This window comes from Gemmatimonadales bacterium (genome assembly GCA_036265815.1).
Taxonomy (GTDB): domain Bacteria; phylum Gemmatimonadota; class Gemmatimonadetes; order Gemmatimonadales; family GWC2-71-9; genus CAVVWJ01.
Genome location: DATAOI010000037.1, coordinates 19,859 through 45,603 on the forward strand (window position 1 = coordinate 19,859; position 25,745 = coordinate 45,603).

Annotated in this window: 24 protein-coding genes; 7 read left to right on the plus strand and 17 right to left on the minus strand. The window is 66.4% G+C overall.

Annotation, left to right across the window (positions count from 1 at the left end):
• Positions 1-15 precede the first annotated feature (15 nt).
• The 5 genes from VHR41_07875 to VHR41_07895 are packed head-to-tail and all read left to right on the plus strand — an operon-like array spanning position 16 to position 4,909.
• Positions 16-795 carry a glycerophosphoryl diester phosphodiesterase membrane domain-containing protein gene (locus VHR41_07875; GenBank protein HEX3234102.1) on the plus strand — a complete coding sequence of 260 codons (780 nt, stop codon included), beginning with the start codon at positions 16-18 and terminating at the stop codon, positions 793-795.
• Between the two features lie 11 nt (positions 796-806).
• Entirely contained in the window at positions 807-1,427 is a 621-nt protein-coding gene (locus tag VHR41_07880; GenBank protein ID HEX3234103.1) for a DUF4129 domain-containing protein, read from the plus strand.
• A complete protein-coding gene (locus tag VHR41_07885; GenBank protein HEX3234104.1) occupies positions 1,411-2,613 on the plus strand; it encodes a hypothetical protein in 1,203 nt (400 codons plus the stop codon). Before VHR41_07880 ends, VHR41_07885 begins: the two co-directional genes overlap by 17 nt.
• The gene (locus VHR41_07890; protein HEX3234105.1) at positions 2,610-3,593 is read left to right on the plus strand and encodes a MoxR family ATPase; all 984 of its coding nucleotides are present in this window, start codon (positions 2,610-2,612) and stop codon (positions 3,591-3,593) included. The genes VHR41_07885 and VHR41_07890 overlap by 4 nt, the downstream gene beginning before the upstream one ends.
• Positions 3,590-4,909, plus strand: a complete 1,320-nt coding sequence (locus VHR41_07895; GenBank protein ID HEX3234106.1) for a DUF58 domain-containing protein — start codon at positions 3,590-3,592, stop codon at positions 4,907-4,909. Before VHR41_07890 ends, VHR41_07895 begins: the two co-directional genes overlap by 4 nt.
• Here the strand turns inward: VHR41_07895 and VHR41_07900 are convergent.
• Positions 4,887-5,969: an HD domain-containing phosphohydrolase gene (locus VHR41_07900; GenBank protein HEX3234107.1), complete on the minus strand. Its 1,083-nt coding sequence runs from the start codon at positions 5,967-5,969 to the stop codon at positions 4,887-4,889. The genes VHR41_07895 and VHR41_07900 overlap by 23 nt on opposite strands.
• A 176-nt stretch (positions 5,970-6,145) precedes the next feature.
• On the opposite strand from VHR41_07900, the gene VHR41_07905 reads away from it, so the two are divergent.
• Positions 6,146-6,388 (plus strand): hypothetical protein, encoded by a 243-nt coding sequence (locus VHR41_07905; GenBank protein HEX3234108.1) that lies wholly within the window; start codon positions 6,146-6,148, stop codon positions 6,386-6,388.
• A gap of 33 nt (positions 6,389-6,421) precedes the next feature.
• On the opposite strand, the gene VHR41_07910 is transcribed toward VHR41_07905, so the two are convergent.
• From VHR41_07910 to VHR41_07930, 5 genes are all read right to left on the minus strand, one after another.
• Complete coding sequence (locus VHR41_07910; protein ID HEX3234109.1) at positions 6,422-7,063, minus strand: hypothetical protein; 642 nt, start codon at positions 7,061-7,063, stop codon at positions 6,422-6,424.
• A 130-nt stretch (positions 7,064-7,193) separates the two neighbouring features.
• Entirely contained in the window at positions 7,194-7,454 is a 261-nt protein-coding gene (locus VHR41_07915; protein ID HEX3234110.1) for a hypothetical protein, read from the minus strand.
• A gap of 252 nt (positions 7,455-7,706) precedes the next feature.
• The gene (locus VHR41_07920; GenBank protein HEX3234111.1) at positions 7,707-7,979 is read right to left on the minus strand and encodes a hypothetical protein; all 273 of its coding nucleotides are present in this window, start codon (positions 7,977-7,979) and stop codon (positions 7,707-7,709) included.
• Positions 7,980-8,054: 75 nt separating this feature from the next.
• Positions 8,055-8,480 (minus strand): globin family protein, encoded by a 426-nt coding sequence (locus VHR41_07925; GenBank protein ID HEX3234112.1) that lies wholly within the window; start codon positions 8,478-8,480, stop codon positions 8,055-8,057.
• A 120-nt stretch (positions 8,481-8,600) separates the two neighbouring features.
• Positions 8,601-9,116, minus strand: coding sequence for a hypothetical protein (locus VHR41_07930; protein HEX3234113.1), 516 nt, complete (start codon positions 9,114-9,116; stop codon positions 8,601-8,603).
• A 152-nt stretch (positions 9,117-9,268) separates the two neighbouring features.
• Here VHR41_07930 and VHR41_07935 point away from each other — a divergent pair, with 152 nt between their 5' ends.
• Positions 9,269-11,884, plus strand: coding sequence for a BTAD domain-containing putative transcriptional regulator (locus tag VHR41_07935; protein ID HEX3234114.1), 2,616 nt, complete (start codon positions 9,269-9,271; stop codon positions 11,882-11,884).
• Positions 11,885-12,552: 668 nt separating this feature from the next.
• Here VHR41_07935 and VHR41_07940 read toward each other — a convergent pair.
• The 11 genes from VHR41_07940 to VHR41_07990 form a co-directional block, all read right to left on the minus strand.
• Positions 12,553-13,191 (minus strand): DUF4382 domain-containing protein, encoded by a 639-nt coding sequence (locus VHR41_07940; GenBank protein HEX3234115.1) that lies wholly within the window; start codon positions 13,189-13,191, stop codon positions 12,553-12,555.
• A 595-nt stretch (positions 13,192-13,786) separates the two neighbouring features.
• On the minus strand, positions 13,787-14,077 hold the full coding sequence (locus tag VHR41_07945) for a hypothetical protein (GenBank protein HEX3234116.1): 291 nt from the start codon (positions 14,075-14,077) through the stop codon (positions 13,787-13,789).
• Between the two features lie 146 nt (positions 14,078-14,223).
• The gene (locus VHR41_07950) at positions 14,224-15,738 is read right to left on the minus strand and encodes a PQQ-dependent sugar dehydrogenase (protein HEX3234117.1); all 1,515 of its coding nucleotides are present in this window, start codon (positions 15,736-15,738) and stop codon (positions 14,224-14,226) included.
• Positions 15,739-15,863: 125 nt separating this feature from the next.
• Positions 15,864-16,406: a hypothetical protein gene (locus VHR41_07955; protein HEX3234118.1), complete on the minus strand. Its 543-nt coding sequence runs from the start codon at positions 16,404-16,406 to the stop codon at positions 15,864-15,866.
• A 51-nt stretch (positions 16,407-16,457) separates the two neighbouring features.
• Positions 16,458-17,102 (minus strand): NAD(P)-binding domain-containing protein, encoded by a 645-nt coding sequence (locus tag VHR41_07960; GenBank protein ID HEX3234119.1) that lies wholly within the window; start codon positions 17,100-17,102, stop codon positions 16,458-16,460.
• A 362-nt stretch (positions 17,103-17,464) separates the two neighbouring features.
• On the minus strand, positions 17,465-18,502 hold the full coding sequence (locus tag VHR41_07965) for a methyltransferase (GenBank protein ID HEX3234120.1): 1,038 nt from the start codon (positions 18,500-18,502) through the stop codon (positions 17,465-17,467).
• A 423-nt stretch (positions 18,503-18,925) separates the two neighbouring features.
• A complete protein-coding gene (locus VHR41_07970) occupies positions 18,926-19,618 on the minus strand; it encodes a hypothetical protein (protein ID HEX3234121.1) in 693 nt (230 codons plus the stop codon).
• A gap of 343 nt (positions 19,619-19,961) precedes the next feature.
• The gene (locus VHR41_07975; protein ID HEX3234122.1) at positions 19,962-20,456 is read right to left on the minus strand and encodes a hypothetical protein; all 495 of its coding nucleotides are present in this window, start codon (positions 20,454-20,456) and stop codon (positions 19,962-19,964) included.
• Positions 20,457-20,717 (minus strand): hypothetical protein, encoded by a 261-nt coding sequence (locus VHR41_07980; GenBank protein ID HEX3234123.1) that lies wholly within the window; start codon positions 20,715-20,717, stop codon positions 20,457-20,459.
• Positions 20,714-20,971: a hypothetical protein gene (locus tag VHR41_07985; GenBank protein HEX3234124.1), complete on the minus strand. Its 258-nt coding sequence runs from the start codon at positions 20,969-20,971 to the stop codon at positions 20,714-20,716. Before VHR41_07985 ends, VHR41_07980 begins: the two co-directional genes overlap by 4 nt.
• Before the next feature lie 2,596 nt (positions 20,972-23,567).
• On the minus strand, positions 23,568-24,575 hold the full coding sequence (locus VHR41_07990) for a hypothetical protein (GenBank protein HEX3234125.1): 1,008 nt from the start codon (positions 24,573-24,575) through the stop codon (positions 23,568-23,570).
• Between the last annotated feature and the right edge of the window lie 1,170 nt (positions 24,576-25,745).

A 25,745-nucleotide genomic window follows, 5' to 3' on the forward strand; every position in this document is an offset into this window, starting at 1 on the left:
AATATCTTTGGGGCCATGACGCCTCCCGCTCTGCGCCCGCTGTCGGTGGGCGAGATCCTCGACGTCTCCTTCACCCTCTATCGTCGGCACTTCGCGCCCCTGGCCACGGTGGCGCTCATCTGCTCGGGCATCCCGATGGTGCTGAATCTTTTCCTCCAATCGGCGGGCGGCATTCTGTCCAACCTGCCGCTGCTGGCGCTCTACTACCTGCTGTTCGCGGTGCTCAACTCGATCGCGACGGCGGCCACCGTGTTCATCGTGTCGGAGAGCTATCTGGGGCGGCCGATCGGCGCGCAGGAGGCACTCCGCCGGGCGGCGCCCTACTTCGGGCGGATCCTGATCTGCTCCGTACTTCTGGGGGGCATGGTGATGGTGGGCTTTTTCCTGGTGGTGATTCCGGGGATCATCCTGGCCACGGGCCTGGTGCTGGCCATCCCCGCGTTGGTGCTGGAGCCGGGAGCGAGCCCCAGTGCATCGCTCTCGCGCTCGTGGGAGCTCACCCGGGGCTCCCGCTGGCGCATGCTGGGCCTGATCGTGACGCTGCTGGTGCTGCTCTACGTTCCGCTCGCGGCCATCACCGGCGTCTTCGCGCTGTTCCTGCCCGATGCCACGCGGGTGGGAGTGCTCGGCCCTGCCTCGGGCGCCGCACTCTTGGCGCTCGCGCTCACCGGCCTCATCCAGGCGTTCATCTTTCCGCTCTTCTACTGCGTGCTGACCGTCGCGTACTACGATCTGCGGGTGCGGAAAGAGGGCTTCGATCTCGAGGTCCTGGCCGCCACGCTCCAGACCGCCTGACCTCCGCGACGATGGCGAGCCAGGGAGACCCGGGCACGGCCGCCCTTCGCGCCGTGCTCGACACGGTCTACTCCGCCCCGCAGTATCGCTGGACCGCCGAGCCCGCCCCGTGGCGTCTGCTGCGCGGGTGGTGGCACCGGCTGGCCGATTGGCTTCAGGGACTCCGGTCGGACAACCCCGCCATGTTTCGGCTGCTGCTGCTGGCGGTCCTGGTCGCGCTGATTCTGCTGCTGGCGCATGCGGCCTACGTCGTCTGGCGAACGGTGTCCGCCGGCACCGCGACAGCCGAGCACGCGCCCGCGGGCCCGAATCCGGATCGGCGCGACGCGGCGTGGTACGCCCGGGAGGCCGATCGCGCCGCCGCGCGGGGCCGGATGGCCGAGGCACTGCAGCTCGCCTTCGTGGCGCTGGCGCTCACCCTCGAGGCCCAAGGGCTGCTGCGTTATCAATCGAGCAAGACCCCGGCGGAATGTGCCCGCGATGCTCGCCTGATCCGGGAAGATCGGGAGCGGCTCCGCGAGCTGGTGCGGACGCTCTACGCCCACGTCTTCGGCGGCCGCCCCTGCGGCCCCGAGGAGTATCGCCGCTGGCGCGAGAACAGTGGACTTGCCTGGCATGCGCCCGCGCACTGAGCTGGCCGCCGGCGTGGTGCTGCTCCTGGTGCTCGGCGTGGGTGCCGCAGCCCTGGGCAGCCGGCGCGCACGGCTCACCGACCGGGATCCACGGCGCTCCGGCTACCTCGCCGGTCCCCTGGGCGCGAGCGGCTTCGCCGAGGCCCTCTCCCGGTTGGGGGTCAGGGTGATGTACTACCGACGGCCGGTGACCGCGATCGACAGCTTGGGTGATCGACGAACACTGGTCGCGTTTCTCGGACCTACCCGGGAGCTGACCGCACTCGAGGGCGTCGCCCTCGCCCGCGCACGGGTCGATCTGCTGCTCGCGGGTGTGGGAGCGGCCCCGGCCATCCGCTGTCTCGGCTACGACGTCGTGCGGCGCCTGCGCGACTCGGTTTCCGCCAGACATCCCAATGGCGGCAGCGACGGGCGCATGCCATGGGTCAAGGCCGTGCTGTTCCACCGTCTGTCTCCGGTGGCGGTGGACTCGTCCGATCTGGTCGACGGCCGACGGGTGGCCTGCACCGCGCCCGCCGCGCTCCGGGTGGACACCCTGCTGCGGGATTCGCGGAGCAGGGCGGTGGCCATCCGGCTGACGCTGCCCGGCGACCGCAGGGTGACCCTCGTGGCGGAGGACCACCTGTTCGCCAATCGGACGATGCGGGAGACGGCGGCGGGGCCATTCGCCCTGCGCCTGGTGGTCCCGCGCTATTCCCGAGTCGTGATCGACGAGTTCCATCACGGCTTCGATGCCTCGGGATCGCTCGCGGGGGCCACCATCGCGTGGACGACACGGTCGCCCTGGGGCTGGGCCATCTGGCAGCTCGCAATCGTGGGGCTGCTCGCGCTGTTGGCGGCCGGGGTGAGATTCGGGCCGGCGCGGAGCGCCATCGAGCGCCGCCGCCGCTCACCGCTGGAGCACGTCCGGGCGCTGGCCACGGCGCTGGCGGCGGCCCGCGGGCACGACGTGGCTGTGCGCCTCATCGTCCAGGGGCTCCGCCGACGGCTGTCGCACGCCGGCCGCTCCATGCGGGGCGAAGCCTCGGTCTGGCTGGAGGGGCTGGCGCCCGGAGTGCGGACGCCCCGAGGACGCGCAGCCCTGGCCGCGCTCACTACCATCGTCCATCGGCCCGCGAGCGCCGATGACGTGCTCGCGGCGGCCAACGCCGTCGAGACGCTCTGGGAGGAGGTCAAGCCGTCATGACGCCAGACCCGGCCCCACTCACCGCCGAGGCGGCCGTCGTCCATGGCGCCGCGGCCAACCGGATCACCGACGCGCTCGGGCGCGTGGTACTCGGGCAGGAGGCCGCCGTGCGCGAAGTCGTGGCGGCGCTGCTCGCGCGCGGGCACGTCCTGCTAGAGGGCGTGCCCGGGACGGCCAAGACGCTGCTGGTGCGGGCACTCAGTCTGGCGCTGGGGCTCGAATTCCGGCGAATTCAGTTCACTCCCGACCTGATGCCGTCGGACATTACTGGCGTGAGTCTGCTCGCCGGCCAGGGCAGCTTCGCCTTTCGGCCGGGGCCGATCTTCGGCGACCTGGTGCTTGGCGACGAGATCAACCGGGCGCCGGCCAAGACCCAGGCGGCGCTGCTCGAGGCGATGCAGGAGAGGCGGGTCACGGTCGATGGCGTCTCGCACGAGCTGCCGGAGAGCTTCACCGTGTTCGCCACCCAGAACCCGATCGAGTTCGAGGGCACGTATCCACTGCCCGAGGCGGAACTGGACCGGTTCCTGGTCAAGGTGCTGATCGGCTACCCCGAGGAGCCGGTAGAGCAGGGCATCCTCGTCCGGGTGCTCCGCGGATTCGAGGCCGACCTGCCGGCGAGCTACGGGATCGGCGACGTGGCCGATCGAACCGATCTTCGGATGCTGCGCCAGGCGAGCCGCGGCGTGCGGGTGGAGCCGAGTCTGGTCGGGTACATCACGGCCATCGTCCGGGCCACCCGCAGCTCGCCGGTGCTCACCCTGGGGGCGTCGCCCCGAGGCAGCATCGCCCTGCTCAAGATGGCCCAGGCCTCGGCATTGCTGGAGGGGCGCGGGTTCGTGGTGCCGGACGACGTCAAGACGCTCGCGCCCGCCGTGCTGCGGCATCGAGTGGCGGTAGCACCGGAGCTCGAGCTCGAGGGGATCACTCCCGACGCGGCACTGCAGGGCATCATCGAGAAGATCGAGGCGCCGAGGTGATCGCGGTCCCGTCCCGCCGCTGGTTCCTCGTGGCCGCGGCGCTGGCCGGTGCCGCGCCGCTCGCCGCCTGGTGGCCGGCAGCGGCCGGAGGGTTCCTGCTGCTCGATGCGCTATGGCTGCTCGCGCTGCTGATCGATACCGTGCGAGCTCCGGGGCCGGCAGCGATCCGGGTGAGGCGGGACGCGCCCCTCGCGTTCGCCCTGGGGCGGCCGGCGCCGGTGCGCTACCGCTGGCAGCATGGCGGCGCCGGCCGGCTCGACATGCTGGTGCGGGAGGGCCTCCCCGGGCCGCTGGGGGGTGCGAACGCCCCGCGACGTCACCTGCTGGTCCCGCCAGGGAGTGGCACGGAGGAGCAGCTCCTGGTGCGGCCTATCCGGCGCGGTACTGGTGCGGGCGGCACTCTCTCGATCCGGGTGCTCGGCCCGCTCGGCCTGGCGTGGCGGCAGAGCCGGTTGGAGCTGCCGTGGACGGCAACCGTGTATCCGGCGGCCCCGGGTACCACACTGCGGGCGCTCCCGCTCCAGGTGGCGCGCCGGCGCGAGGCTGGACTCCGGGCCATCCGCCGCCCTGGTGAGGGGCGTCTGTTCGAGGGCCTCCGTGAATGGGTGCCGGGGGATGAGACCCGGATCATCGACTGGAAGGCGACCGCCCGGCGGGGAAAGACCATCGCGCGGCAGTACGAAGATGAACGGCGGCAGCAGGTCCTGCTGATGATCGACGCCGGACGGCTGCTGACGGCGGAGGTGGAGGGGGTTGCCCGGCTCGAGGCCGTGATCGTGGCGGCGCTCCATCTTGCGCGGGCCGCCGCCGAGCACGACGACAATATCGGCCTCATGGTCTTCGCCGATACGGTGCAGCGCTACGTGGCTCCCGCGCGCGGACGGCGCGCGCTGCGGGCCGTGCTGGACGGACTGGCGGCTGCGGAGGGGCGTCTGGTCGAGTCGGATTACCCGGGTGCATTCCGGTATCTGGCGACCCGCAACCGGAAGCGGGCACTTACCGTGCTCTTCACCGATGTGATCGATCGGACCGCCAGCGATGCCCTGGTGGCGCACGCCGCCACCCTTCGGCCCCGCCATCTGCCCCTGGCCGTGACGCTGCGGGACCCGGCGCTCGAGGCGCTCGCCACCGCACGACCGTCGGGCGTTACCACCGCCTTCGAGCGCGCAGCGGCGGAAGAGCTGCTCGGCGCCCGGGACGCAGCGCTGGCGCAGATGCGGGCGCGCGGCATCATGGTGCTGGACGTGCCGCCGGCGTCGGCCGGCAAGGCCGTGGTGGAGCGCTACTACCAGCTCAAGCGGCGGGGGATGCTGTGATCGGGGTGGGCAGGGGCAGGTTGGCCGGGTCGGGATAGGCGGCGACGAACGCCTCGACCGCGTCGGGGTCGAGCTGAGTGCCGGCCACCCGGCGCAGCTCGCCCACCGCAAGCTCCGGCGGGCGGGCCTCGCGGTAGGGTCGCCGCGTGGTCATGGCGTCGAACGAATCGGCGACCGCGACGATGCGGGCCTCGATGGGGATCCGGTCGCCGCGAAGTCCGTCAGGGAAGCCGCGGCCGTCGAGTCGCTCGTGGTGCGAGCGGACGATGCGGAGCAGATCGGGCGACTCCTGCGCCAGAGGAGAGAGCATCCGCTCTCCCAGCGCGGGGTGCTCCGTGATCTGCCGGAACTCCTCCTCCGTGAGCAGTCCCGGCTTGTGGAGCACCGACTCACGGGTGCCGATCTTGCCGATATCGTGCAGCTCGCCGCCCAACCGGATGCCATCGAGAGTGGGCCCCGCGAAACCGAGACCTGCCGCCGTGGCGACGGCGTACTGGCTCACCCGGATGGAGTGTCCGCGGGTGTACGCGTCCTTGGCCTCGAGGGCTCGAGCCAGCATCTGCACGCCCTGAAGGAAGAGCTCCTGGATGCGCTGGGCCTGCTCGTGCACCTGCCGCTCCAGGTTCTGCTGGTAGAATCGATTCTGCAGGACCAGCATCCGCTTTTCCAGCGCCCGCGCCACCCGGGCCTGCAGCTCACTCATGGAGATGGGCTTGAGCAGGAAGTCCGCCGCTCCCTGGTGCAGGCAGTCGACCGCGGTCATCGTCTCGCTGATGCCGCTGAGCATGATGACCGCCGTGTCCGGGTACTGCTGGCGGACGGCCTCGAGAAAGCCGGCCCCGTCCAGCTCGGGCATCCGCATGTCGGAGATGACCAGCGGCGTCTCCCCGACCTGCTGGAGCAGGCCAAGGGCCTCGCGCCCATTCCCGGCCTCGTAGCAGGTGAATCCCTGCGCCTGAAGCATGCGCACGAGGGACCGGCGGACAGTCGGCTCGTCATCGACGATAAGACAGTTAGCGGAGCCGGCCACGACGGGCTGCGCGTCCTGAGCATTGGTCATCTTGACTGTCAGCAAAGGTGGGACTCGGATGCCACGAGCGTCCAAGCACCTGTAGGGTAAGCGATTGCAAGGAAATTGTCCATCGAAACGATTGGTCTCGCAGCGGACCGCGATTACCTTTCGGCGTTCTCGTCCACTTCTCACAGCAGGCCGGCGCGCGCGGCCGAGGAGAGCAGATGCCGGGTGTTCAGGCCCGTCTGCGTTCCGAGCATCAGCGGAAGTATCCCGATCTGACTCCGTCAGTGTGGTATGACGTTGCGCCCATCTTTCCCGGCGTGACGCAGCGGATGGTGAACATGGCCGGAGAGCGGCTTGCCCGCCTCTCCACTCCCCGCGGCTTCGTGATTCTCCGGACGGATCACCTGGAGTTCCGGCCGGCGGGCAGCAGCGCCAAGTCGGAGGCCAAGGCCACCTCCTGAACCATCTCTTCCGCTGGTGCCGCCGCTCCGGACTCAGTTACGCCGACGCTCCGATTTGCCGAAGCCGTATCCGATACCGGCGTGGAGATGCAGCGCGAAATTCGGCACCGAGGCGTGTCCCTGGGCCACCGGGACCCGGACGTAGGATGCCGAGCCCCGGGCGTCCAGACTGAGGAAGACTCCGACGAGGATCGGGAAGGTGCGGGTGGCGCTGGCCATCAGGTGAGCTCCCGAGAGGAAGTAGCCGCCCCCGAATCCTCGGCTGGCCTCGAGTGTCTGACCCCGGACTCGATTGCGGGGAAAGGTGACGACCGGACCGGCACCGATGGCGAAGGAGAGCGGCCCCCGGCGGAACCCCCGACTCAGCGTGATCATGTTCATCCCGTTGGTGATCCGGAATTTCTGTATCTCCGCCGGTCCGTTGGTCAGATAGATCTTGTGATGGGTGAAGTCCAGCAGCCACCCGCGATCGCCCCGCCAGAGTCCGATTCGCCCAGCATAGTACCAGGTGTCCAACAGCGGCCGTGTGGCCCAATGGGCCGTGAAGTGGAGGTCGGGCTGGCCCGCCTGAGTGATGGTGAGGGGGGACGGGGCACTCACTGAGGATCCGAAGAAGGCCTGCACCTCGAGCTGCGCCTCGGCCCAGCGAGGGGCGAGGATCAGGCCGACGAGCACTATCAACAACCGGGCAAGCACTGGTTGGTTCTCCCCCGGGGGTGGATCGAAGATTCCGGCAGATCGGGCGCACGCGAAACGGGGCGCGGGATACTCCGCGCCCCGTCCGGCGGACCGTTGCCGTAGGCTGCTACTTGGGTGCGCTGGCGGACGTGTCCGCGCGGTTGCTGATAGTATCGCCCTTGGACGTCACGGGCTTGTTCTGATCCGGCCGGGTCTTGGTGACCTTGGGTCCGAGCGTCGAGGTACCGCTGTCGTTGGTCACGCCGGACTGCGACTGGTTCTTCGTGCTGTCGGAGGCGGTGCCGGGGGCCACTCTACCTGCGGTGTCCGCCCCGGTGACGGCGCGGCCGGTATCGGTGGTGGCGCCGGGAGCTCCGGAAGGTGCCATGCTGCTCGTATCGGTGGGGGCCATGGCCGCGGTGTCAGTCGCGGCGCCCGTCTCGGAGCCGCCGCCGGCCGTCGAGCCCGCATTGTTCGCGTTGCGTCCACCCCCGCCACAGGCCGCGAGCAAGGCCGCAGCGACTGGGCCTAGCATCCAGGTATTCCGTCTCATCAGTCACCTCACTGGAATCGTGCTCTATTCCACCCATTCGACGCCGGCCAACCTAACCGGCGCGAAGGCCTGCGGAGGTGACGCCGCTCACCCTTTGGGCTCCAGCCCGGAGTCGCTCATCCTGCTCAGATCCGGCGGCAGGCCCTCCGGGCGCGGAGACGGTCCTCTGAACTCGAAGTGATCGTCTCGCAGCAACCGCGGTCCGGTGATTACACCGGATTGCGAGGGATCACCATACAGCAACGTCGCGACCTTGTTGAGCAGGACTTCGACCGGCATCCAGGTACCGTCCGGAATGCCCGGGTACAGGTAATCGAACTCGGGCCTCAGTCGGGCCTCGCGGCCGCGGGTCTCGATCACGGTCGTCCTTTCGCCAGGGGAGCTCGATGCCTGAGGCGTGAATGGTATTCACCGTCGCCCAGAGGGGCAATTCCGCTATCCGGCGCTGTGCTCCCGGGCGGCCGCGCGCCGCATGACCGTCGCGACCAGCAAATATGCCTCGCTCCACGCCTCCCGCACCTCGGCGGTGAACGCCTCGCCCAGTCCCTGCTCGAGAGTCCAGAGCAGCGCAGCGCCAACCGAGGGATAGTCGGCATCCTTCACGCCGTAGTGGGTATGCCGCCGGCCGAGCGCGGCCACTTCGGAGACCAGATCGGCCGGCCGGTCCAGGGAATGGACGATGCCATCGAACATCCGCATCAGCTTGACTTCCTGCAACGCCATATCGGTGCTCGCGAAGAGCCGGCGCGCCTCGGGATCGAGCTCGAATAGCCGATCGTAGAATTGCGCGCCGGCGTCTCGCACCGCCGGCGCGAACCGGGCCCAGCTCTCACGAACGAGTGCCTGCTGCTCGGGTGTCATGCCACCTCCGGAATCGGTTCGCGGATGGAGTGGGCAGAGCTACCCCACCGGCTCCAGTGCGGGCTTGCTGGAGCGCAGATCGACTTTGCCCATGAAATTCATCTCCTTTCCGACGAATGGCTACCTGCCACGCGCCGTGAATCTGCCCGAGGCGGACATCTCCCGGTCCTCCGTTGCGGGGTCAGCCGCCGTGAAGCCGGTGGCGGCCAGCGTGAAGCTGCCGGTCAGCAGCGTGTCGGAAGCGAAATCGATCCTGAGCGTCCCCGACTGGGCCCGGAATACGCCGGTGGGCCGCTCAACCGCACCCAGCATGACCAGCGCCTGCAGGTCATCGGAGCCGTCGCCGCGGTCCGAGATGGTGTAGGTGCCCAAGCTCAGGCGGCTGCCACTGGAGCGGGTGAAGAGGATGGCTCCCTGCGCGCTACCTTGGCCGAGGTCCAGGGTGAACACTGTCGGCGCCCCGATGCCTCCTTCGACCCGGGCGAATGTCGCATCACCGGAGAGCTCCACGGCCGCGGCACCGGTGAGCCGGGCCGTGAACGCCCGGGTACGGTGCGTGGCGGGCACGACTCGCGCGAACGCGGTCAGCGAGACGATCGCCATCAGGCCCAGTCCGGTCACCAGCACGATCTTCATACGACAGCTCCTTTTAGTTGAGGTGTGCGACTGGACCGCCGCGCGTCATCGCGCCCGGTTGCCGCCCGGGATCACGGTGCCTAGTATATGAGCGGCAATCACGCGGCAATCACCTCCAAATCACCTCGCGCAACGTGTTACGCGTCCACACTTTGGGAAGGCTGCACGTCAGCCGCGCCGAGGGCGCGGTCAGCGGGTCGGCGGCGCAGCCGAGGCGGCTGGCCGTCCTTGCCCTCCTTGCGTCCGCCGGAGAGCAGGGGCTCACCCGCGAGAAGCTGCTGGCCTATCTCTGGGCTGAGGCCGATGAGGAGCGGGCACGCCGCGGCCTCAACCAGGCGCTTTACGCCCTACGGCAGGACCTCGGCTCCGACGACATTTTCCTGGGAACCAGGCACCTGCGGCTCAACGCCGAGCTGGTCTCCAGCGATCTGGCGGAGTTCGGGCAAGCGCTGGCTGTCGGCAAGCTGGAAGACGCGGCGGCGCGCTACACCGGTCCGTTCCTGGATGGATTTCATCTTCCCGGTGCGCCCGAGTTCGAGCGCTGGGCGGAAGAGGAGCGAGCGGACCTGGCCCGGAATTACGCCCAGTCGTTGGGCAAGCTGGCCAGCCGGGCGGAGAGTCGAGGCGATTGGACTGAGGCCGTCGGCTGGTGGCGGAAGCTGGCGGCGCAGGACCCGCTGAACGCGACGGTCGCGCTGAGCCTGATGCGGGCGCTGGCCGCCGCGGGCGACCGGGCCGGCGCACTGCAGCACGCGCGGATCTACGAGGTGCTGCTGCAGCAGGAGCTGGATTCGCCGCCCGATCGGGAGGTGGTGGCTCTTGCCGCGGAGCTTCGGGCGGCGGAGACCACACCGCCGCCGCCGATGCCACGAGTCAAGCCGGAGCCTGTCCCAGTGGCGGCGGAACCCGCGCCGGCGTCGATGCCTGGTCCTCCCGAGCCGGCACCGATGCCCGCTCCCGAGGTCGTGATCGCGGGAGCTGGCGTCCCGGGAGCTCGCGCCGGCCTGCGGCGCGTGACGATAGCCCTGGCTCTGCTCCTCACCGGCGCCGCTGGCGGCCTCTATCTCCGAGCCCGCCCGCCAGCGGAGCTGGTACCCGGCCCAGCCCATCGCGTCGCGTTCGACGAACGACTCGAGCTCGATCCGGCGCTGTCGCCGGACGGCAAGATGATCGCCTACTCTGCGGATGATGGAACCCGCTTCCAGATCTTCGTGAAACAGGTCGCCGGCGGTCGCGCCGTGGCGGTGACGCAGGAGCTGCCGGGGTCCCACTGGCGACCGCAGTGGTCACCGGACCGGAGCCGGATGGCGTTCCAGGCGGGCGGTCGGATCTACGAAGTCCCGGCCTTCGGCGGGGTGCCCCGCGTGCTGGTCGAGCCGGCGCATCCGGGGAGCTGGGTGGCGTCGGCTGCCTGGTCGCCGGACGGCCGGGCAATCGCCTACGTCGAAGACTGGGCCGTGTATCGCCGGGCCATCGGCGGCGGCCCGGCGACGCTGCTCTGCCGGCTGGCAAACGCCCACTCGCTGGCCTGGTCACCCGATGGCAGGTGGATCGCGCTGGTCTCCGGCAACCCCGGTTTCATTTTTGGTGAGTCCCCCTGGGGGAGCTCGACCAACCTGGGCAACATCGCGCCCAGCTCGATCTGGATCGTGCCCGCAGCGGGCGGAAACCCGATCCGAATCACCGACGATCAAGCGCTCAACACCAGCCCGGTGTGGCTGCCCCACACCGCAGGGCTTCTCTTCGTCTCCAATCGAGAGGGGAGCCGCGATGTCTACCGGGTGGACCTGAGCGGGGCAGGAGTGCCTGCAGGTGAGCCCACTCGACTGACCACGGGCCTCAGCGCCCACAGCATCAGTCTCTCGGCCGATGGGAGGGCACTGGCGTATTCCGTCTTCTCCTACACCGCGAATATCTGGTCGCTGGACATTCCCGAGCACGGCGAGGCTGCCGAGGCTGGCGCCAGGCCGTTCACCGAGGGGACTCAGATCATCGAGGGGATCAGCCTGTCTCCGGACGGCCGCTGGCTGGCGTTCGACTCCGATCGCGATGGGAACCAGGATGTCTACAAGATGCCGATCGGCGGAGGCGAGGCGGAGCAGCTGACCGACTCGCCGGACGATGAGTTCGTCTCGACCTGGTCGGGGGATGGGAAGGCGCTGGCGCTCCACTCCTATCACGCGGGCAGCCGCGGACTGCGGCTGGTGCCGGCCGATGGCGGGCGGCCCGTCGAGGTGGTGCGCTGGCCGCCCAATCAGCGATCCCCCGGCTGGTCGCGGGATGGACGCGCACTGGTGTTCACGTCCGACGTGACAGGCGAGCTCCAGCTGTTTCTGGTACGGCGCAAGTCCGACTCCACCTGGGGCACCGCGCGGCAGCTCACGACCGCCGGCGGCTGGGCTGGAAGGTGGTCGCCGGACGGACGCTCGATCGTCTACTGCCGCGCCGACGGAGTCTGGCTGATCGACGATCAGGGGCGGGGGAATCGGCAACTCTTCGAGGCCGGCGACTCCGGCAGCCCCTCGCCCGAGCTGGCACTCTGGAGCCCCGACGGCCGCACGATCTATTTCAAGGCGTTCGACGCGGCAGGGTCGTCCAGCCTGTGGGCGATCTCGCCCTCGGGGAGTGCGCCCCGGCTGCTGGTGCGCTTCGACGACCCGAGCAGACCCTCCAGCCGCCCCGAGTTTGCCACCGATGGCAGGCGGTTTTTCTTCACTCTTGGCACCCGCCAGAGCGACATCTGGGCGATGGAGCTCCGGCGCCGCTGAGCCGGCACGGGAGTCGTCGGCACGCGACCTGCACTGAATTGCATCCAATCGTGGGGCATCCGTACCCTAAGTGTCTGCAGGGAATCACTCTTACAAAAGTGCAACGGCCGATCGTGCCTTCCCCCGCTGGTGCAGATCGCCTGGGCTTCTTGCCCTTTTCGCGTTCCTTTGCCACCAGTCGGCGCGGAGCGGCGCTGGCCGAGCACGTCCTTCTGGTCGCTCTGGTGCTGATCGGCCTGATCGGGATCCTGTTCGGGATGCAGTCCCATCTCGGTAAGATCTACACCCACGCCAACAACCAGATCGGCCTGGCAGACTGCGCCTCCGGAGGGGGCTGCTCGGCAGGCGGCTCTAATGGCGGCGGTGCCGGGCCGTCCGGAGGTGGGAGCGGCAGCTCGGGCAGCGCGTCGTCAGGAAGCACCGGCAGCGGCAGCGGCGGGGGGGTGCTGGGCGCCGGCGAGGGGACACCGACCGGTGGTCCGGACGTGAGTACCGGGTCCGGTGGAGGGACGGGAGGGAGCCAACCCCAGCCTGTTATCCAGGTTCCAATTCGGTAGCCCCAGTCATCGTACATCTCTGCGTGGCAATGGTCTTTCTCCAATAGCTGGAACGGCTCGGCCGCTCCGGAAGTCTGCCCGGAGCGGCCGAGATGGTTGCCGAGCTCCGGGCTACGGAGCCGCGCTGTCGGCGGCTCCGGCGGACAGCTCGCCGCCGGTGATAACCGGGTGCATCACCCATTTTCCGACCTGGCCGGCGGCCTGGCCGAAGCTCTGACTCACGTCGAAGTCGACCAGCAGGATCTTCTCTCCAGGGGCAAGCGTCAGCGCGCCCGCGTCCATGGTGACCTTGAGGCCGGACTGCGAGAAGCTCGGTGCCTGGAGCACGCCGGTGGCCGCTCCGCCGCAGGGTGTAGCATCGTAGCCGTCGGTCGCGTAGATGTCGCTCTCACCGCTGTCATTCTCCACCGCCAGGCAGGCCCCGCTGATCAGAAACCGCAGCTCCGTGTAGGTGCCTGACGGCACGTCGACTCCGCTGACCAGGTCGGCCGTGCTGCTGGCGAGCGTCAGGAGATCGGTGGTCACCGGTACGCTGGTGAGCACGACCTTGCCGCTACCACCCATCAGGTTGATTCCGGCGATCGTCACCACCGCGTGCTGCACCTCGCCCGGGGCGTCCTTGAGCTTGATCGAGAGTGCGGTCGTGCCGGCCGGTCCGGCGTCGCTGCACGCGCCGAGCAGGGCGGCGGCACCGACCAGAAGGAACGCGGCCTGGCGCGGAATGGTGGAGGAGAGCAGGCGGAGGGGCATGTGAAGGTCTCCTGTGGGGGGTGCCTCGGCAGCTCGCAGTTCGACAGGGCGCCGGCACAATACCAGGCTACGCCGATGACCGAGGGACCGCGGTGGAACCGGCTATCAGTTTGGGTGGGCCGATCTTATGCGCCGAGGGCGCGGACAAGCTACCGCCAGCCCGTGCACCGATCGTGCCCGGGCTGAACTCGCCTCGTGTGCAGCCGATTGCGGTCGCTGGCGCGCCCGATCTACGGATCGGTGCTCCTGCTGGTCACGCCATTCCAGTCCGCGCCTCGGCGGCGCCCACCACGAAACTTGAAATGCGCGTCGGAGAGGATCCGAGGGCCCTCATCGGGCCACGGGCGGCCCCTCCTCAACGCCCCATCGACGATGATACTGGACACACTCACGGCGGTCATCCAGATGCCGGAGGGGAGCTCGGAATACAGCGCCGCGAAGGCGGGATCGAGCCACACCTGACGAAGACCGGCAACTGGCCGCGGAGAGGCGACCGGTGCATGCATTGGTGGACACGGAGTATGTGACGGGGGAGCAGAAAATAAACCGGAAGGACACAGCCGCGCCAGCGGCGCGTGGCCCGGAGCGGCGTCCCTTACCGCTTGCGCCGGGCCAGGAGAAAGCCGAGTGCGACAGCGGCCACCGCCAGCAGCGCCGCGGATCCGACGACGCGGCCCAACCGGACGGTCCGCCCCGCGTGCCGGGTGGCGAGCTCGTCGGAGGTCGCCGCCAGCGCCGAGGCGACACGATCTCGCTGGGCCAGCCATTCCCGAACCAGGCCGGGCTCCTCGACGGCGTCGGAGGCGGCGGCAAGCCGCTGGCGAACCTCATCCTCACCGATGTCCTCGAGCTCCCGCCAGACCTGCTCGCGCGTCTTCCGCACCATGCCGTGCCTCACTGAATCCGGTGATGGGGGGGCGCACGCAGGGCACGCCACACGCTCGATACTCGCCTGCCGCGGGCGTCGGGGCAAGAGGGGTTCAGAAGGACGCGCCCGGCCGCCTCAGCGACGCCTGGCGCGCAGGGCTGAGGTCACCGTGCCACGATCTTCAGTACTCGGCCGTCTCCGGTCAGCACGTACAGTTCACCCTCGGCGTCCTCCCCGAAGCTGGACACCTGACCTCCCGGCGCTAGGGAAGGCCAGTCGGCCTCTTCCACCGCCTGATCGTCTTCGATGCGGAAGCTCCGCACCCAGCCCTGGCAGAAGTCGGAGTAGAAGTAATGTCCCTGCAGCGCGGGAATGGCGGAACCGCGATAGACATAGCCGCCGATGATGGCGCACCCCATATCATGGCTGTACTCCAACACCGGGAGGGTGAGGCCACTCTGGTCGCAGTCCGGAGTCCCCAGGCAGTGGCGCCCCTCCATCACATTCCAGCCGTAGTCAACCTTTCGCCCTGCGCCATCGGCCGCCGCCGAATAGTTCACTTCCTCCCACTGGGTCTCGCCCACGTCGGCGATGTAGATGTCGCCGGTGCCGCGGTCGAAGCTGAAGCGCCACGGGTTGCGAAGGCCATAATTCCAGATCTCGCCACGGGCGCCCGCGGTCCCGACGAATGGGTTGTCCGGCGGCACGGTATAGCTGGTGCCCGACGAGACGTCGATCCTCAGGATCGAGCCGAGCAGATCGTCGAGCGACTGTCCCCGCCCGTGGTCATCGCCGCCGTGCGATCCGCCGTCGCCCATGCCGATGTAGAGCATGCCGTCAGGACCGAACAGGAGCTGTCCGCCGTTGTGACTGGGGCCCGGTTGATCGATGGCGAGCACCACCGACTCGCTGGCCGGGTCCGCGCGATCCGGATCGCTCGACACCCGGAAAGCGGAGACGTGGGTGTCGCCCTCGAGGTCCGTATAGTCGACGAAGAACCGTCCGCTCGAAGCGAAGTCGGGGGGGAAGGCGAGGCCGAGCAGGCCCTGCTCGGCCCGGCCGGAGACCTGGGCCGAGAGATCGAGGAACGGTGTCGGCAGGAGCGTGCCGTCTTTGACCACGCGGATCGCGCCGGTTTTCTCCACCACGAACAGGCGCTCGTCGCCGGGTGGCGAGGCGAGATACAGGGGGAAGGAGAGCCCAGAAGCGATCTCTTGCAGACCGACATCGGTCGGACCCCCGGGCGGAGGGGGCGGCGTAGTCGGGGCAGGAGAGACGGTGATCGTCAGACTGCCGATCACGCCTTCGCTGGTGGCGTGAATCACGACGTTCCCCGGAGCGAGTCCGGCCACCAGACCAGATGCCGATACCGAGGCCAGACTGGTGTCGTCGGTCGACCAGTCGAACGTCCTGGCCTCCAGCGCCGTGCCGGCCGAGTCGAGCGCGGTCGCGGTGAGCTGCAGGGAATCGCCGACCAGGACGGAATCGGCCGGGGCTGTCACCCTGACCGAGGCGACCGGAACGGGCGCCTGAATGTCGGCTCCGTCACTGCCGCAGGCCGTAGCAAGGATGGCTAGCAGGAGGACGAGAGGCGGAGGCAGCGGGCCCCTACGCGGGCTGAGCAACGGTTTCCGCACCACGTCTCCGGTAGCTCTCCTGCGATGAGAAGGGCCGATCACCAGGCAGAACGCTGCAGCTTACGGGAAGGCGGGACAAAGCTCTGTGACGCAGGTAACAGGAGGGGGCGGGTGAGAGACGAGGAGCGCGGCGAGGCTGCCGGGACCGGTGCGGCAGCTGACTGTCTTCAGAACCGCAGTGCGATCCCCAGTCGGAGGTCACGGCGTTTCGGCACACCGTGGGCCTCCTGCAGTGGGGTCATGACGACCGGGCGCCATCGATCCGAGACGATGGTCGCCCCGATGATCGTGCCGGCCAGGGCACCGAGAGGGATGGTGACCAGGTATGCAAGCTCGCAGTTGCTCTCGGAGCCGAAGCCGTTCTTGCAGTCATTGGACCACAGCGCGCCAGCGCCGATGCCGGCCAGTGTCCCGACGCCCAGGCCGAGCAGCGTATGATGATGGCGGCCGGCGCTCAGCTCGAGCCGGGTGAGCGAGTCTATCCCCATGACCACAGGCGTCTCCCGGTAACTCTGTACGGCCAGGGTGTCCCCGCTGCGGGAGAGAAACCTGCCGGTGACCGGGCGACATTGGGGTGCGCGGCTGGTGCCGGCACATCCGGGAGTGATGCGAATGCGGTCGCCCGATCGAATCGGCGCGACCTGGGCCGTGAGCGTGGACCACGAGCACAGCACGATGGTCAGCGAGCCTCGCCAGGTACGCCGTCCCATGATCGGCCTCGTCTCGATTGAGAATGGGTACGGCCTGGCGAGTGTCTGCGGCTATGCCCCGAACCGCTCGAAGCGGTACGCCAGCTCCGGGCCGCCTTCGCCCTCGTACGCGAGCTGCGCGATGAGCAGCGCGAACGGCTCGCTGTACCGGGCGACCTGGAGCGGACCGGCGTCTACCGGATCGAACCCGATGTCGCGGATCAGCGTGGCCGCCAGGTCCTTGGCGTCCGCATCATCGCCGTAGTACACCAGGCTGGGGCGGGGGCTGCGGCCCCGGGCCTCGAACACGCCGGTCAGCACCTCGCTCGGCACGGTGCCGAAGGCGGCGACGACCCGGGCCCGCGGCACCTTGGCGGCGAGCTTCTCCGCTCCCGAGGAGGTGCGGCCGACCACGAGGTCGGTGTCGTCCGCATTCATCGGGAGCGAGCAGTTCACGAGCACCTTGCCCGACAGGTCGCTGGCCTTTCGCAGCACGTCGCTCACCCGGGACCAGTGCACGGCCAGCAGCACAGCGTCCGCGTCTCGCGCGGCCTCACGCGGTGTGCCGGGCCGCGCGTTCATCCCGGCCTCTCGGGCGAGCTGCTCGAGCTTTTCCCTGCTGCGAGAGTAACTGAAGACCACCTGATGCCCGGCGCGTGCAAAGAGAGTCCCGAGTTTGCCGCCCATCAGTCCCGAGCCCAGAATACCGATTTTCATGAGGGGAGCTTACCACCGTCATAAGCTCCGTCAAGTTAAGCGACGAGTCGGGCGCGCAAGCCAGGGGGGCCAGCTAGGCCCGGGGTCAGGCTAAGCCCGATCAGCAACGAGATCAGGTATCGCTGGCTGACGCTCATGGCCTTTGGTGGGGATTGTCATAAAGATCGTCATAACGTAGCCGCTATGGAGCTGGCGACCAGAGCAGAGGAGAGCAGGCGAGGCTAGCGGTTGCCCCCCGGAGGGTCGATCACCGGCCAACGGTCTGAAGCATGGGAGAGCGTGTGCACGGAAGGTGGGAAGGTGAACGGTCACCATTGAGGGCGGCTCGTTCCACGGTACGCCTCAAGCTCTCTGCTCCCAGCTCAAGTCCTCTCTCCCTCAACCACCGACAGGTGGCTCTCGGTAGAGACGACGCGCCGCAGCCGGAACCCTGACCGCTGCAGCAAGTTCTGGAACTCCACCTTGGTGCGCTCGCGCCCACGTGGTGTTAGCACCAGCATCTCGAGGTCGAGGAGCTTGCCGAAGTGCGCCGCGTTACCCGCCGGGATCACCGCGTCGACAATCAGCACTTTCCCGCCAGGCCGCATCGCACGGTGGCAGTTCCTGAGGATCTGGGTCGCTCGCTCTTCATCCCAGTCGTGAATGATGTGCTTCATGATGTAGGCGTCGCCTCCCTCTGGAACGAACTCGAAGAAGTCGCCGCTGACGATCTGGCAACGATCGGCGAGGCCGCGGCTCTGGAGCAGCGCCGGTGCTCCGGCGGTCACATGCGGAAGGTCGAAGAGGATGCCGCCCATCCTCCGGTTCGTTTTGAGTATGGCTGTGATCAAGAGACCGTGCCCGCCAGCGACGTCCACTAAGGTGCCGACCCCCGAGAAGTCGTAGGCTGCGACCACCGCCTGAGACTCAAAGGTGCTGATCGATGTCATCGCTGCATCGAAAACCGCAGCGGCTTCTGGCATCCTCGCGTAGTACTCGAAGATGGGCATGCCGAAGACCTGGTCGAATGCCGGCTCGCCAGTGTGAACGCTGTGGCGAAGCTCTCCCCACGGTCGCCACGTGCTCTCGTGTCCTATGAATCGAGCATAACCGCCGATCGCTTCGGGCGAGTCCGTGCGCAACCGCTTGCCAAGCGGAGTGAGCCGGAATCTCCGTTCTCCGGTCTCGGCGAAGAGCCCGACGCTCCCCAGGGCGCGGAGCAACCGATAGACGCCGTCTTCGGAAGCGTTCGCCGCGCGCGCGATATCGGCGGCCGCCTTAGGACCGTCCTTCAAGAGGTCTACAATGCCGAGCTCGGCGGCAACGGCAATCGCCTGACTCACCCATTTGCCGGCGGTCAGGTTGATCAGGATCATCGCGTCGGAAGCCTTCTTTGCTGGTGCCGGTCTCGGTTTGGGCATGTCCCCTCCTTAGTTCAGATCGAAGACGCTCGCTCGGAGTTTGTCTCGCTCGGCGCCCCGGAGCAGCACTTCGAGCGGCTCGGGGATCAGCTTCGGCGGCTGGGATCTGACATAACTACTGTCATAAAAGGCGAGGCGGGAAAGCGCAAACAAGAACCCCGCGACACCGAAGTCTCAGCGGGGGAAGATCTTCCAGAGTGGGCCCGGCGCGACTCGAACGCGCGACCTCTTGCTCCGGAGGGGCGGCGAGCCGCCTGAGGGCGCTGACGGGCGATGATTCCCAAGGACTTAGGCTCTGTCAACGCTGGCCGGCGTTGGCTAGCGCTGGTGTGAATTGTCACCCGGAACGGCACCCGCGATTTATGACTCCGCTGCCCTGGTCGCATGGTGACTTGAGGCACATCAAGAGTGGCACCGCCTTGACTACTGATCGAGCTCTCGGAAAAGGTTAGTGCGCACTTGCTGCAACGAACGTCGGAGACTATCTACTCTGACCTGCGCCGATTCAACCGAGTCTTTCGCATCCATCCAAAAGCTCGTTCGCTCCGCGGCTAGTGCAGCAAGGAGAGTGGCGGACTCCGTCAGAAATTGCCGAATGGCCTGGACATCATCTGGTCTGATCCAAAACTGGTTCCGATCAAGGTACCGGCCCACGGAATCGAGCGCTGCCCATTCGGGAAGATACAGTATCCTTTCCTCTCGTTCCGCGGCCGCGAGCTCCACCTGTCCTACCATTGGGATCACACCAGCCGCATCCCTTTTACGACGGTGCGCTGTCTCGGATAGGATCTTCGCCCGCTGAAGGAGGCGCTCATCTAACCGACCGCGCTCTTCAAACGCCTTGCGTGCACTGTCGATTGAACTAAACCCCCGCAAAGGGTTCTTGACGCGCAAACCACGAATGCGCGCGTCTGCGTCATTGGCCAGTTCCCACGCGTTCGCTGTTGCTTCCAGCCTCTTCTCGGCAAGTCTTGAAGCGAAGACTTCTCGTGTCTTATAGGCTTCTAGGGCGCGGCTGGCGAAATGGCCGAGAAGGAGAATGATTCCAGCGATCAGAAGTTTGTCAATAACAATCTTGGCGATGGCGGACCCAAACGGCTCGGCCGATTGCGCCATATCTGCTGTTCCTCGGGTTATAGTCGCGTGAGGGCTGAGGCTCGGTTGACGGTAATGGGCAATGATCCGCCATGTACCTAGATCGAGGGGAACCAGGCAAGGGTTCGAGCGAAGACTAACTCGGGCTGGCCGCTGCGGGATAGGACCCAAGCTGCTCGCCTTCTGCTCCCGGAGGCGCTATGGGAGGCGATTGATAGGCTAAAGCTGATCCCACCGCTCGGACCGTAACCCCCTGGTCCGTGTGCGGGCTCTGCGGTCCGGAGGTGCGCGGGAGTACGCCTATTGCGGCCGGTTGCCTCTGTGGATCGTGTGCACGGAAGGTGGAAAGACACTAAGTCGAAGCCTACTCGAGGGCTGGACACTCGGGTGGCACAGCAGGTGGCGTCGTATCGAGCGGCTGAGGAATGACCTTCCCGTCCACGTGCACCTCCACCTCGATGTTCGGGGCGGGAGGAGGGATAAAGTTGAGGTCCACCTGACGAGGTGGGCGCCCGTCCAGCTGCGCCAGGTCACGCTCCACGGCGGTGAACTCATTCTGGAGGAGTTCAAGCTGCCGACTCAGAGCAACCTTCCGGTTTTGCACTCGCGCGATCGTATCTGCGGGGTCGCAGTCTTGCAGTCGCGCATAGAGGGCGCTGGCCTTGATCGCCTCAAGCATCACATGCTCGATGCGAGCGCCACTCTGGACACGCTGGTTGGTCACCGCTAACTCGTGCTCCTTCCATCGCCAGCAACTTCCCTGGCCAATCGTGAGGGCGAGCACGGCGCCGAGGGCCGTCCCCAGTTTGCCGCGATGCTCCCTCATCGCATTCCAGAACCGAGCGATCAGGTGCTCCACTCAAGTCTCCCCCAGCAGCCGGAGCGCCTCCCTGCCGACGTCAGTGCAGCGTGCCGCAGCACCCCGCCGTGTCTGCCCTCTCTGGCGCTTCTTCTCGTCGGCAATTTCGAGCTCCACCCACCCGGCCCTCTGCAGGTCCTTGAGTCTTGCGAGAGTGGCCTCGTATCGCCCCAGGGCCGCTCGCCCAGCACCCTCGGGCCTGAAGGTCACCACGTCTACGGCGGCGAGGGACTTGAGAAGGGCAATCTCCGCCTCGGTCACAGCTCGGGGTCGCCTCGCTGCAGTTCCTTTATCCGGGCACGCACTGGTTCCGTCAGGCGATCGCAGCAGCCTTGCACATCGAGCTGCAGGGTGTCCGTGCTTCGGCCACGGACCAGGATAGTCGCCGGCTCTCCGTGAACTGGGCAGCGAACGTCGTCCACGTACCGACGCAACCCGTCTACTGCCGCCTGGGCCACCGCGCGACTCAGTTCATCCTGCCAGCCCTCCTCATCGAACTCCCAAACCACTGTCATCGCACTCCTCCTTCCCGATCTTCGGGCGGCGCTGCGCTGACTCCAGCAGATGCTCGGCCGCATGCAGGACCTTCCCTGGGGTGTCCAGCCACACGTAGCCAGACAGCGGATCGCCGTGACCGGCTAGGCCCATGGGTTCGGGGTGGCGCTCCAGAACCAGCACCCACTCCCGCGGCAGGCCGGGCAGCTTCCAGGCCAGCCTGGGCGGCACCCGGGCCTAACGTCGATGAGGGGTTGAGGGAGGCGCGTTATCGTCGGACATGGGAGAGATTTGTAGTGCTGCTTCTAAGGTGACTTGTTCCAGCACTTAGAGCTCGCTAACACAGCACCAATATCGGAACTTCGGAGTCGAATCACGTTGCGCGCAGCACCGGCCGCAGGGCTGACCACAAGAAGGCCGCCTCCATCGAAATGCAGTAATAGCGGAGCCGAACGCACGGCAACGTCTCGACTGGGTAGTTCGGCGAGCCCGAGATCCTTGGCCGTTGCCGGAGCTACCGCATTCCCTGTGATGTCCACTAGGACGCACGAAGGACTAGGTCCTCCGAGCTCTCGTGGGATGAGTGGAAACATAAGGAGCGAATAGAGGTAGCCGGACGCCAGCAGAATCACGGTCACGAGCAGGCGGAATGGCCAAAGCAGTCGTTTCACTCCTGCACGAACGAACAGAGCAATGGCGAGGCAGTTCAAGAAGAAAACGATGAAAATGCCTACGATCGTACCAACTACACCTAAGCGCAAGGAAACGGACTCCGATAGTCGGGCGAGACTCATAGCGGACATTGCTAAACCAGTCACCGAGTACCCGTTATGAAGTGCGCGCTTCCGATCCACCTCAGCTGCGGCGGGGCTGATAGCTCTGACTACCCAAGTACCGACCAGGAGAAGTACGAAAGGGAAAATACCGGCGAGAAAGTATTGACCTTCCAGCGGTGGCAGCACACCAAGTCCACGACGGGCTGAATAGATGGCCCATGTGCTGTACCCTAAAACGTAAATTGCGGTTGCGACGAATAGCGTCGCATCCCGAAGCTCTCCCATAGCCAGGAGACGGGTGCGGAGCGTGGTAGGTTCGGCAGGGTTGCTTAACCCGTCTGCTGGCGGGGAAGGCAGCTCCGTCAACGCCGGCGGGGAGGCCCGCGCAGTCCGGCTGCCGATGGTCCATCCTGGCCCTAGTGGTTGAGCCGGCGTTGACGGTGGATTGGTAGTGTCGGGCATGGGGACAATGCTAACGCGGAGTACCGAGGAGCGTGAGGTGGAGGATTACCGAGGCTGGCCACTCCGGCAGCGGCTCGAGCTGCTGGCGTTCGAAGCACGACTCGCAAGAAACGCGACTATTCCGATTCAAAAACCGTGATCATGCCCAACTTAGAATGCGGAGGCAAGCTGTCCGCGTTCTGAAACTGGCACATGAGGAGGTAGAGGTCCCCGGCCCGGACATCGACGAGCAACCGCTCATGGGCGGTCACCCCGGCAGGAGCCCAAAGCACGCTGCCAGCGCCATCGACCGCCAAACTGTCCGGGAGATCGGTCGTTAGGCGTCGGAGGGCTGAGTCGCGCGAAATGTGAGGTCGCAGGTGGTAGAACTGAACCTCGTGAGGGACAGTGCCGCGATTGACGAATCTGAAGGCAACGAGGCCCGGCTTGATCTTTGGTGGGACTTGGAAAGCGTAATCGGTGGCGACAATCTCGATCTCGGAAGTCTCAGTCCATCCTCTGCACCCAGTGATGGCGAGAAGAAAGACCACGCTAGGCACGACGTGGTACAGGGCCATGAAGCTGTCGACGCCAGGTTGAGAGTCTTCTGCATGATACCGGATGAACACAATCCCGCTAGATCCTACGCCGGACTCTCCGTTCGCGACCGGCCCGAGCTGCTCGCATTCGATGCCCGGCTCGCCGGGGTACCGCCGGCGCTGCTGGAGGCGCTCTGGGAGGCGATCGACCTGCTCCGAGTTGACGTCACTCCCGAAGCGGACCTCCAGACTGAGCCTAGGCGCTCAACAACTACTTCCCGTCCCACTCAAGCCCGGACCCGCCCTCAATGAATCTGGCACTCCCATAGCGTCTAATCAGGTCAGGACCCGGGGACGGGCCGTTCAGGGTCACTCGGTAGGCGTGCATCGGCTTGTGCCGGTACATGGTGTTCCGGATTGTGAGTAATGCCCTCTCAGCAAAGCCTTGAGCGGACCCTGTAAGTTCTTCGGGCGCCAACTCAAAGGTCGCGACCAGCCACCCCGCGTCGGTGACTTCCAGTGTTTTGGGTGGCGGCAGATGCTCGCCGCGTAGGGCCGCCGCGATACCTGAGCGGTCCTGATCGCCCAGCTGTGGGGAAGGGGTCGTTTCGCAGGAGATGAGGAACGCGACAGAGACGCAGAGTCCCGCCCAGGTTTTCATGGCGCCTCCGTTCAAAAGAACCCTCCTCGTTTGGGACCGATTCCTTCTGTGGCGGCTTGGTCTGACGAGTAGAATGGGGACCAAGCTCTTGAGCAAGCGATCTTCGATCTTCCTAGCCACACCAGAGCAGATCACTTGTTCCCTAACCTGCAAGACTATTCGGACTATTTAGCAAAGGACCAGCGTCAAAGGCCACGGGTCACTGCGGTATGGTTATGCCGATCTTGTCGAGCATTGCTCTTCCCAGAGGAGCAGCCCACGCAGGCCTACACGCCACGAGAACAAAGGCCGAGCCAATACCAAGTATGGTCTTCCGGTTGTTGAACAGACTGTGACGATGAACGGCGTACAGCGAGCGCAGGAGTAATGGCCACCCGATCCTGTGCAATCCAAGCGTGAGGAGAAGCCCGAGCAACAGCCCAGGCGGAATGAGAGTGGTGATTGTCAAGCCGATGAGAGAAAGGCCAAAAGCGCTTAGTTCAGGACTGTTCTCTCGGTGGTAAGCAATCGTTCCAGGTAGAGCAACGAGCACGACTATCATCGCTACGCCTAGAAGGAGCATGAGCTGAGATCTGAACGAGTTGGCGCTGCTCACGGTTCGTATCAGCCTTCTCAGCAGGGCCACCGCTGCAATGTCCATTATCACCGCACAAGACATGGCCAGCTCCAGAATACGCCAACTTGTGCTGGCGCTGAAACGGTGGCCAGGCTGCGAGCCTGAGACTATGAACCCTGTGCATATCATGAAGGCCACAAGGGCGAGGGCTGCTCGTTGCGCTGTTCGTCCTTGTGGCCGCTGAAAGCTTCGGAGAATCGCCCACCAAAGCAACAATGCCATTAACCCCAAAGAGACCACGCTTCCTGGCTTGCCCCAACCACGGTGCAGCACAATTGCCAAGAGCGTTATGCTGCTAACAAGCGTAAAGGCGACAGCCGCTTGCAATAGGAAGCTTATCGAAAATGCCCTCGCGGAGAGGAGGCGTTCTCCATAGATGACTACGAGGACGCGATCCACAAGCCGCGTTGCGCCGCTGAGAAACGCAGTGTGTCTTGATAGGGCAGTAGGTTGGATCCTGCTCAATCCTACCCAGAGCTCTTGAATACGATCCTGCACCTGGCCTTCCTCATCCTCGTAGAGGAACGCGACAGCAACAATGAGGGTGAATCCGAAGACGCCTTCTGCAAACCTCAACAGGAGTTCTGCCACTTAGAGCCTACCAATAGGCCAGCCAAGCTGATTTGTGAATACAAAGACTATGAGATCGAAGGACGGGATATCCACAGAATGAGTCTGTTGTTCGGAGTTCCGGACACGCACATCATGGGGGTAGGTGCGGCCAAGGGGACCGGACTGGGGATCTTCACCCGCACCTCTCGCTTGCACGTCTCGCAGAGGAGTGTGCCCAAGGATCACCCCAGCCAAATGTTGGATTGGCTCTGACAGGCGCGGAGAGGCAGCGGAATGATCGGAGGTCGAGCAGATGATAGCCCTCGGTACATGACCCCGCTAGGGCGCTGAGAGCCGATTCGTTTTGTTGGGGCTGTGCGGCCCCCTACGGCCCTAACGTGCGGTAAACGGCCAGGTCTTGCGAATCGCGGGGTCATCGTACCACCAAGTAAAAGTCGTTGCCCCAAAGCCAAGTGCCAGGGTTGGGGGCGCCCTCTTCCTCCGCCTGCTCCTGCTCCGGTTCAGAAGCAACAATCCAGAAGCGTAGATGATAGAAGCCAGGGTTGCGGGCTGGGGCCACGAAGATGTATTGCGATTTGATACCGGGCATTAGGCGAAGGCCGTTGATCGTATCCCCGGGTGGCTGGACGTAGCGAGCTGGAATGGAGACAGGCACCTGCGCAGGATTTGCGCTCACGCAAGCCTGCCGAGGCTCTCAAGGACCGGCTCGGAGCCATCGGGTTTGTCACCCGGAAGGACACCGCGGAAGGGGAGGAGGTCAGAAACGAAGTACCCCGCGCATCGGTAAGCGATGGCGGGGTTACATCTTCGGAGAGTGGGCCCGGCGCGACTCGAACGCGCGACCTCTTGCTCCGGAGCGCAGGCCACCGCGCCAGCCGCCGTCAGCCGGCGCTGATTCTCCCTGAGATTTGGGCTCTCATCGCTCGCTGACGCTGACCAGCGTTGGCGGGGATTGTCATAAAGATCGTCATAAACCGGGGAGCCGGCGTCAGCCTAGCGCCGGTGGAACGTCAGCGGCAACACCCCACTCTCTTGGACCACCCCCGCGGCTTCTGAGAGCGAGATCGGAATGGCCACCGAGTCCGCGCCGAGTGACCCCATCGCGCCGGCCCACGTGCCCTCGGCCTCGGGCTCTGGCTGCGGCGGGGTTGGATCGGTCGGCGGCTGGACGTCACTTCCCGCTCCACC

Excerpts from the sequence above, each read along its gene's own strand:
- VHR41_07930 (HEX3234113.1), bottom strand. The coding sequence starts at position 9,116 with ATGAAGATCGTGCTGGTGACCGGACTGGGCCTGATGGCGATCGTCTCG.
- VHR41_07905 (HEX3234108.1), top strand. The coding sequence starts at position 6,146 with ATGCCGGGTGTTCAGGCCCGTCTGCGTTCCGAGCATCAGCGGAAGTAT.
- VHR41_07885 (HEX3234104.1), top strand. The coding sequence starts at position 1,411 with ATGCGCCCGCGCACTGAGCTGGCCGCCGGCGTGGTGCTGCTCCTGGTG.
- VHR41_07875 (HEX3234102.1), top strand. The coding sequence starts at position 16 with ATGACGCCTCCCGCTCTGCGCCCGCTGTCGGTGGGCGAGATCCTCGAC.
- VHR41_07960 (HEX3234119.1), bottom strand. The coding sequence starts at position 17,102 with ATGAAAATCGGTATTCTGGGCTCGGGACTGATGGGCGGCAAACTCGGG.
- VHR41_07970 (HEX3234121.1), bottom strand. The coding sequence starts at position 19,618 with ATGGCGCAATCGGCCGAGCCGTTTGGGTCCGCCATCGCCAAGATTGTT.
- VHR41_07900 (HEX3234107.1), bottom strand. The coding sequence starts at position 5,969 with ATGACCAATGCTCAGGACGCGCAGCCCGTCGTGGCCGGCTCCGCTAAC.
- VHR41_07925 (HEX3234112.1), bottom strand. The coding sequence starts at position 8,480 with ATGACACCCGAGCAGCAGGCACTCGTTCGTGAGAGCTGGGCCCGGTTC.
- VHR41_07945 (HEX3234116.1), bottom strand. The coding sequence starts at position 14,077 with ATGGTGCGGAAGACGCGCGAGCAGGTCTGGCGGGAGCTCGAGGACATC.
- VHR41_07985 (HEX3234124.1), bottom strand. The coding sequence starts at position 20,971 with ATGACAGTGGTTTGGGAGTTCGATGAGGAGGGCTGGCAGGATGAACTG.
- VHR41_07955 (HEX3234118.1), bottom strand. The coding sequence starts at position 16,406 with ATGGGACGGCGTACCTGGCGAGGCTCGCTGACCATCGTGCTGTGCTCG.
- VHR41_07965 (HEX3234120.1), bottom strand. The coding sequence starts at position 18,502 with ATGCCCAAACCGAGACCGGCACCAGCAAAGAAGGCTTCCGACGCGATG.
- VHR41_07940 (HEX3234115.1), bottom strand. The coding sequence starts at position 13,191 with ATGCCCCTCCGCCTGCTCTCCTCCACCATTCCGCGCCAGGCCGCGTTC.
- VHR41_07915 (HEX3234110.1), bottom strand. The coding sequence starts at position 7,454 with ATGGCACCTTCCGGAGCTCCCGGCGCCACCACCGATACCGGCCGCGCC.
- VHR41_07880 (HEX3234103.1), top strand. The coding sequence starts at position 807 with ATGGCGAGCCAGGGAGACCCGGGCACGGCCGCCCTTCGCGCCGTGCTC.
- VHR41_07890 (HEX3234105.1), top strand. The coding sequence starts at position 2,610 with ATGACGCCAGACCCGGCCCCACTCACCGCCGAGGCGGCCGTCGTCCAT.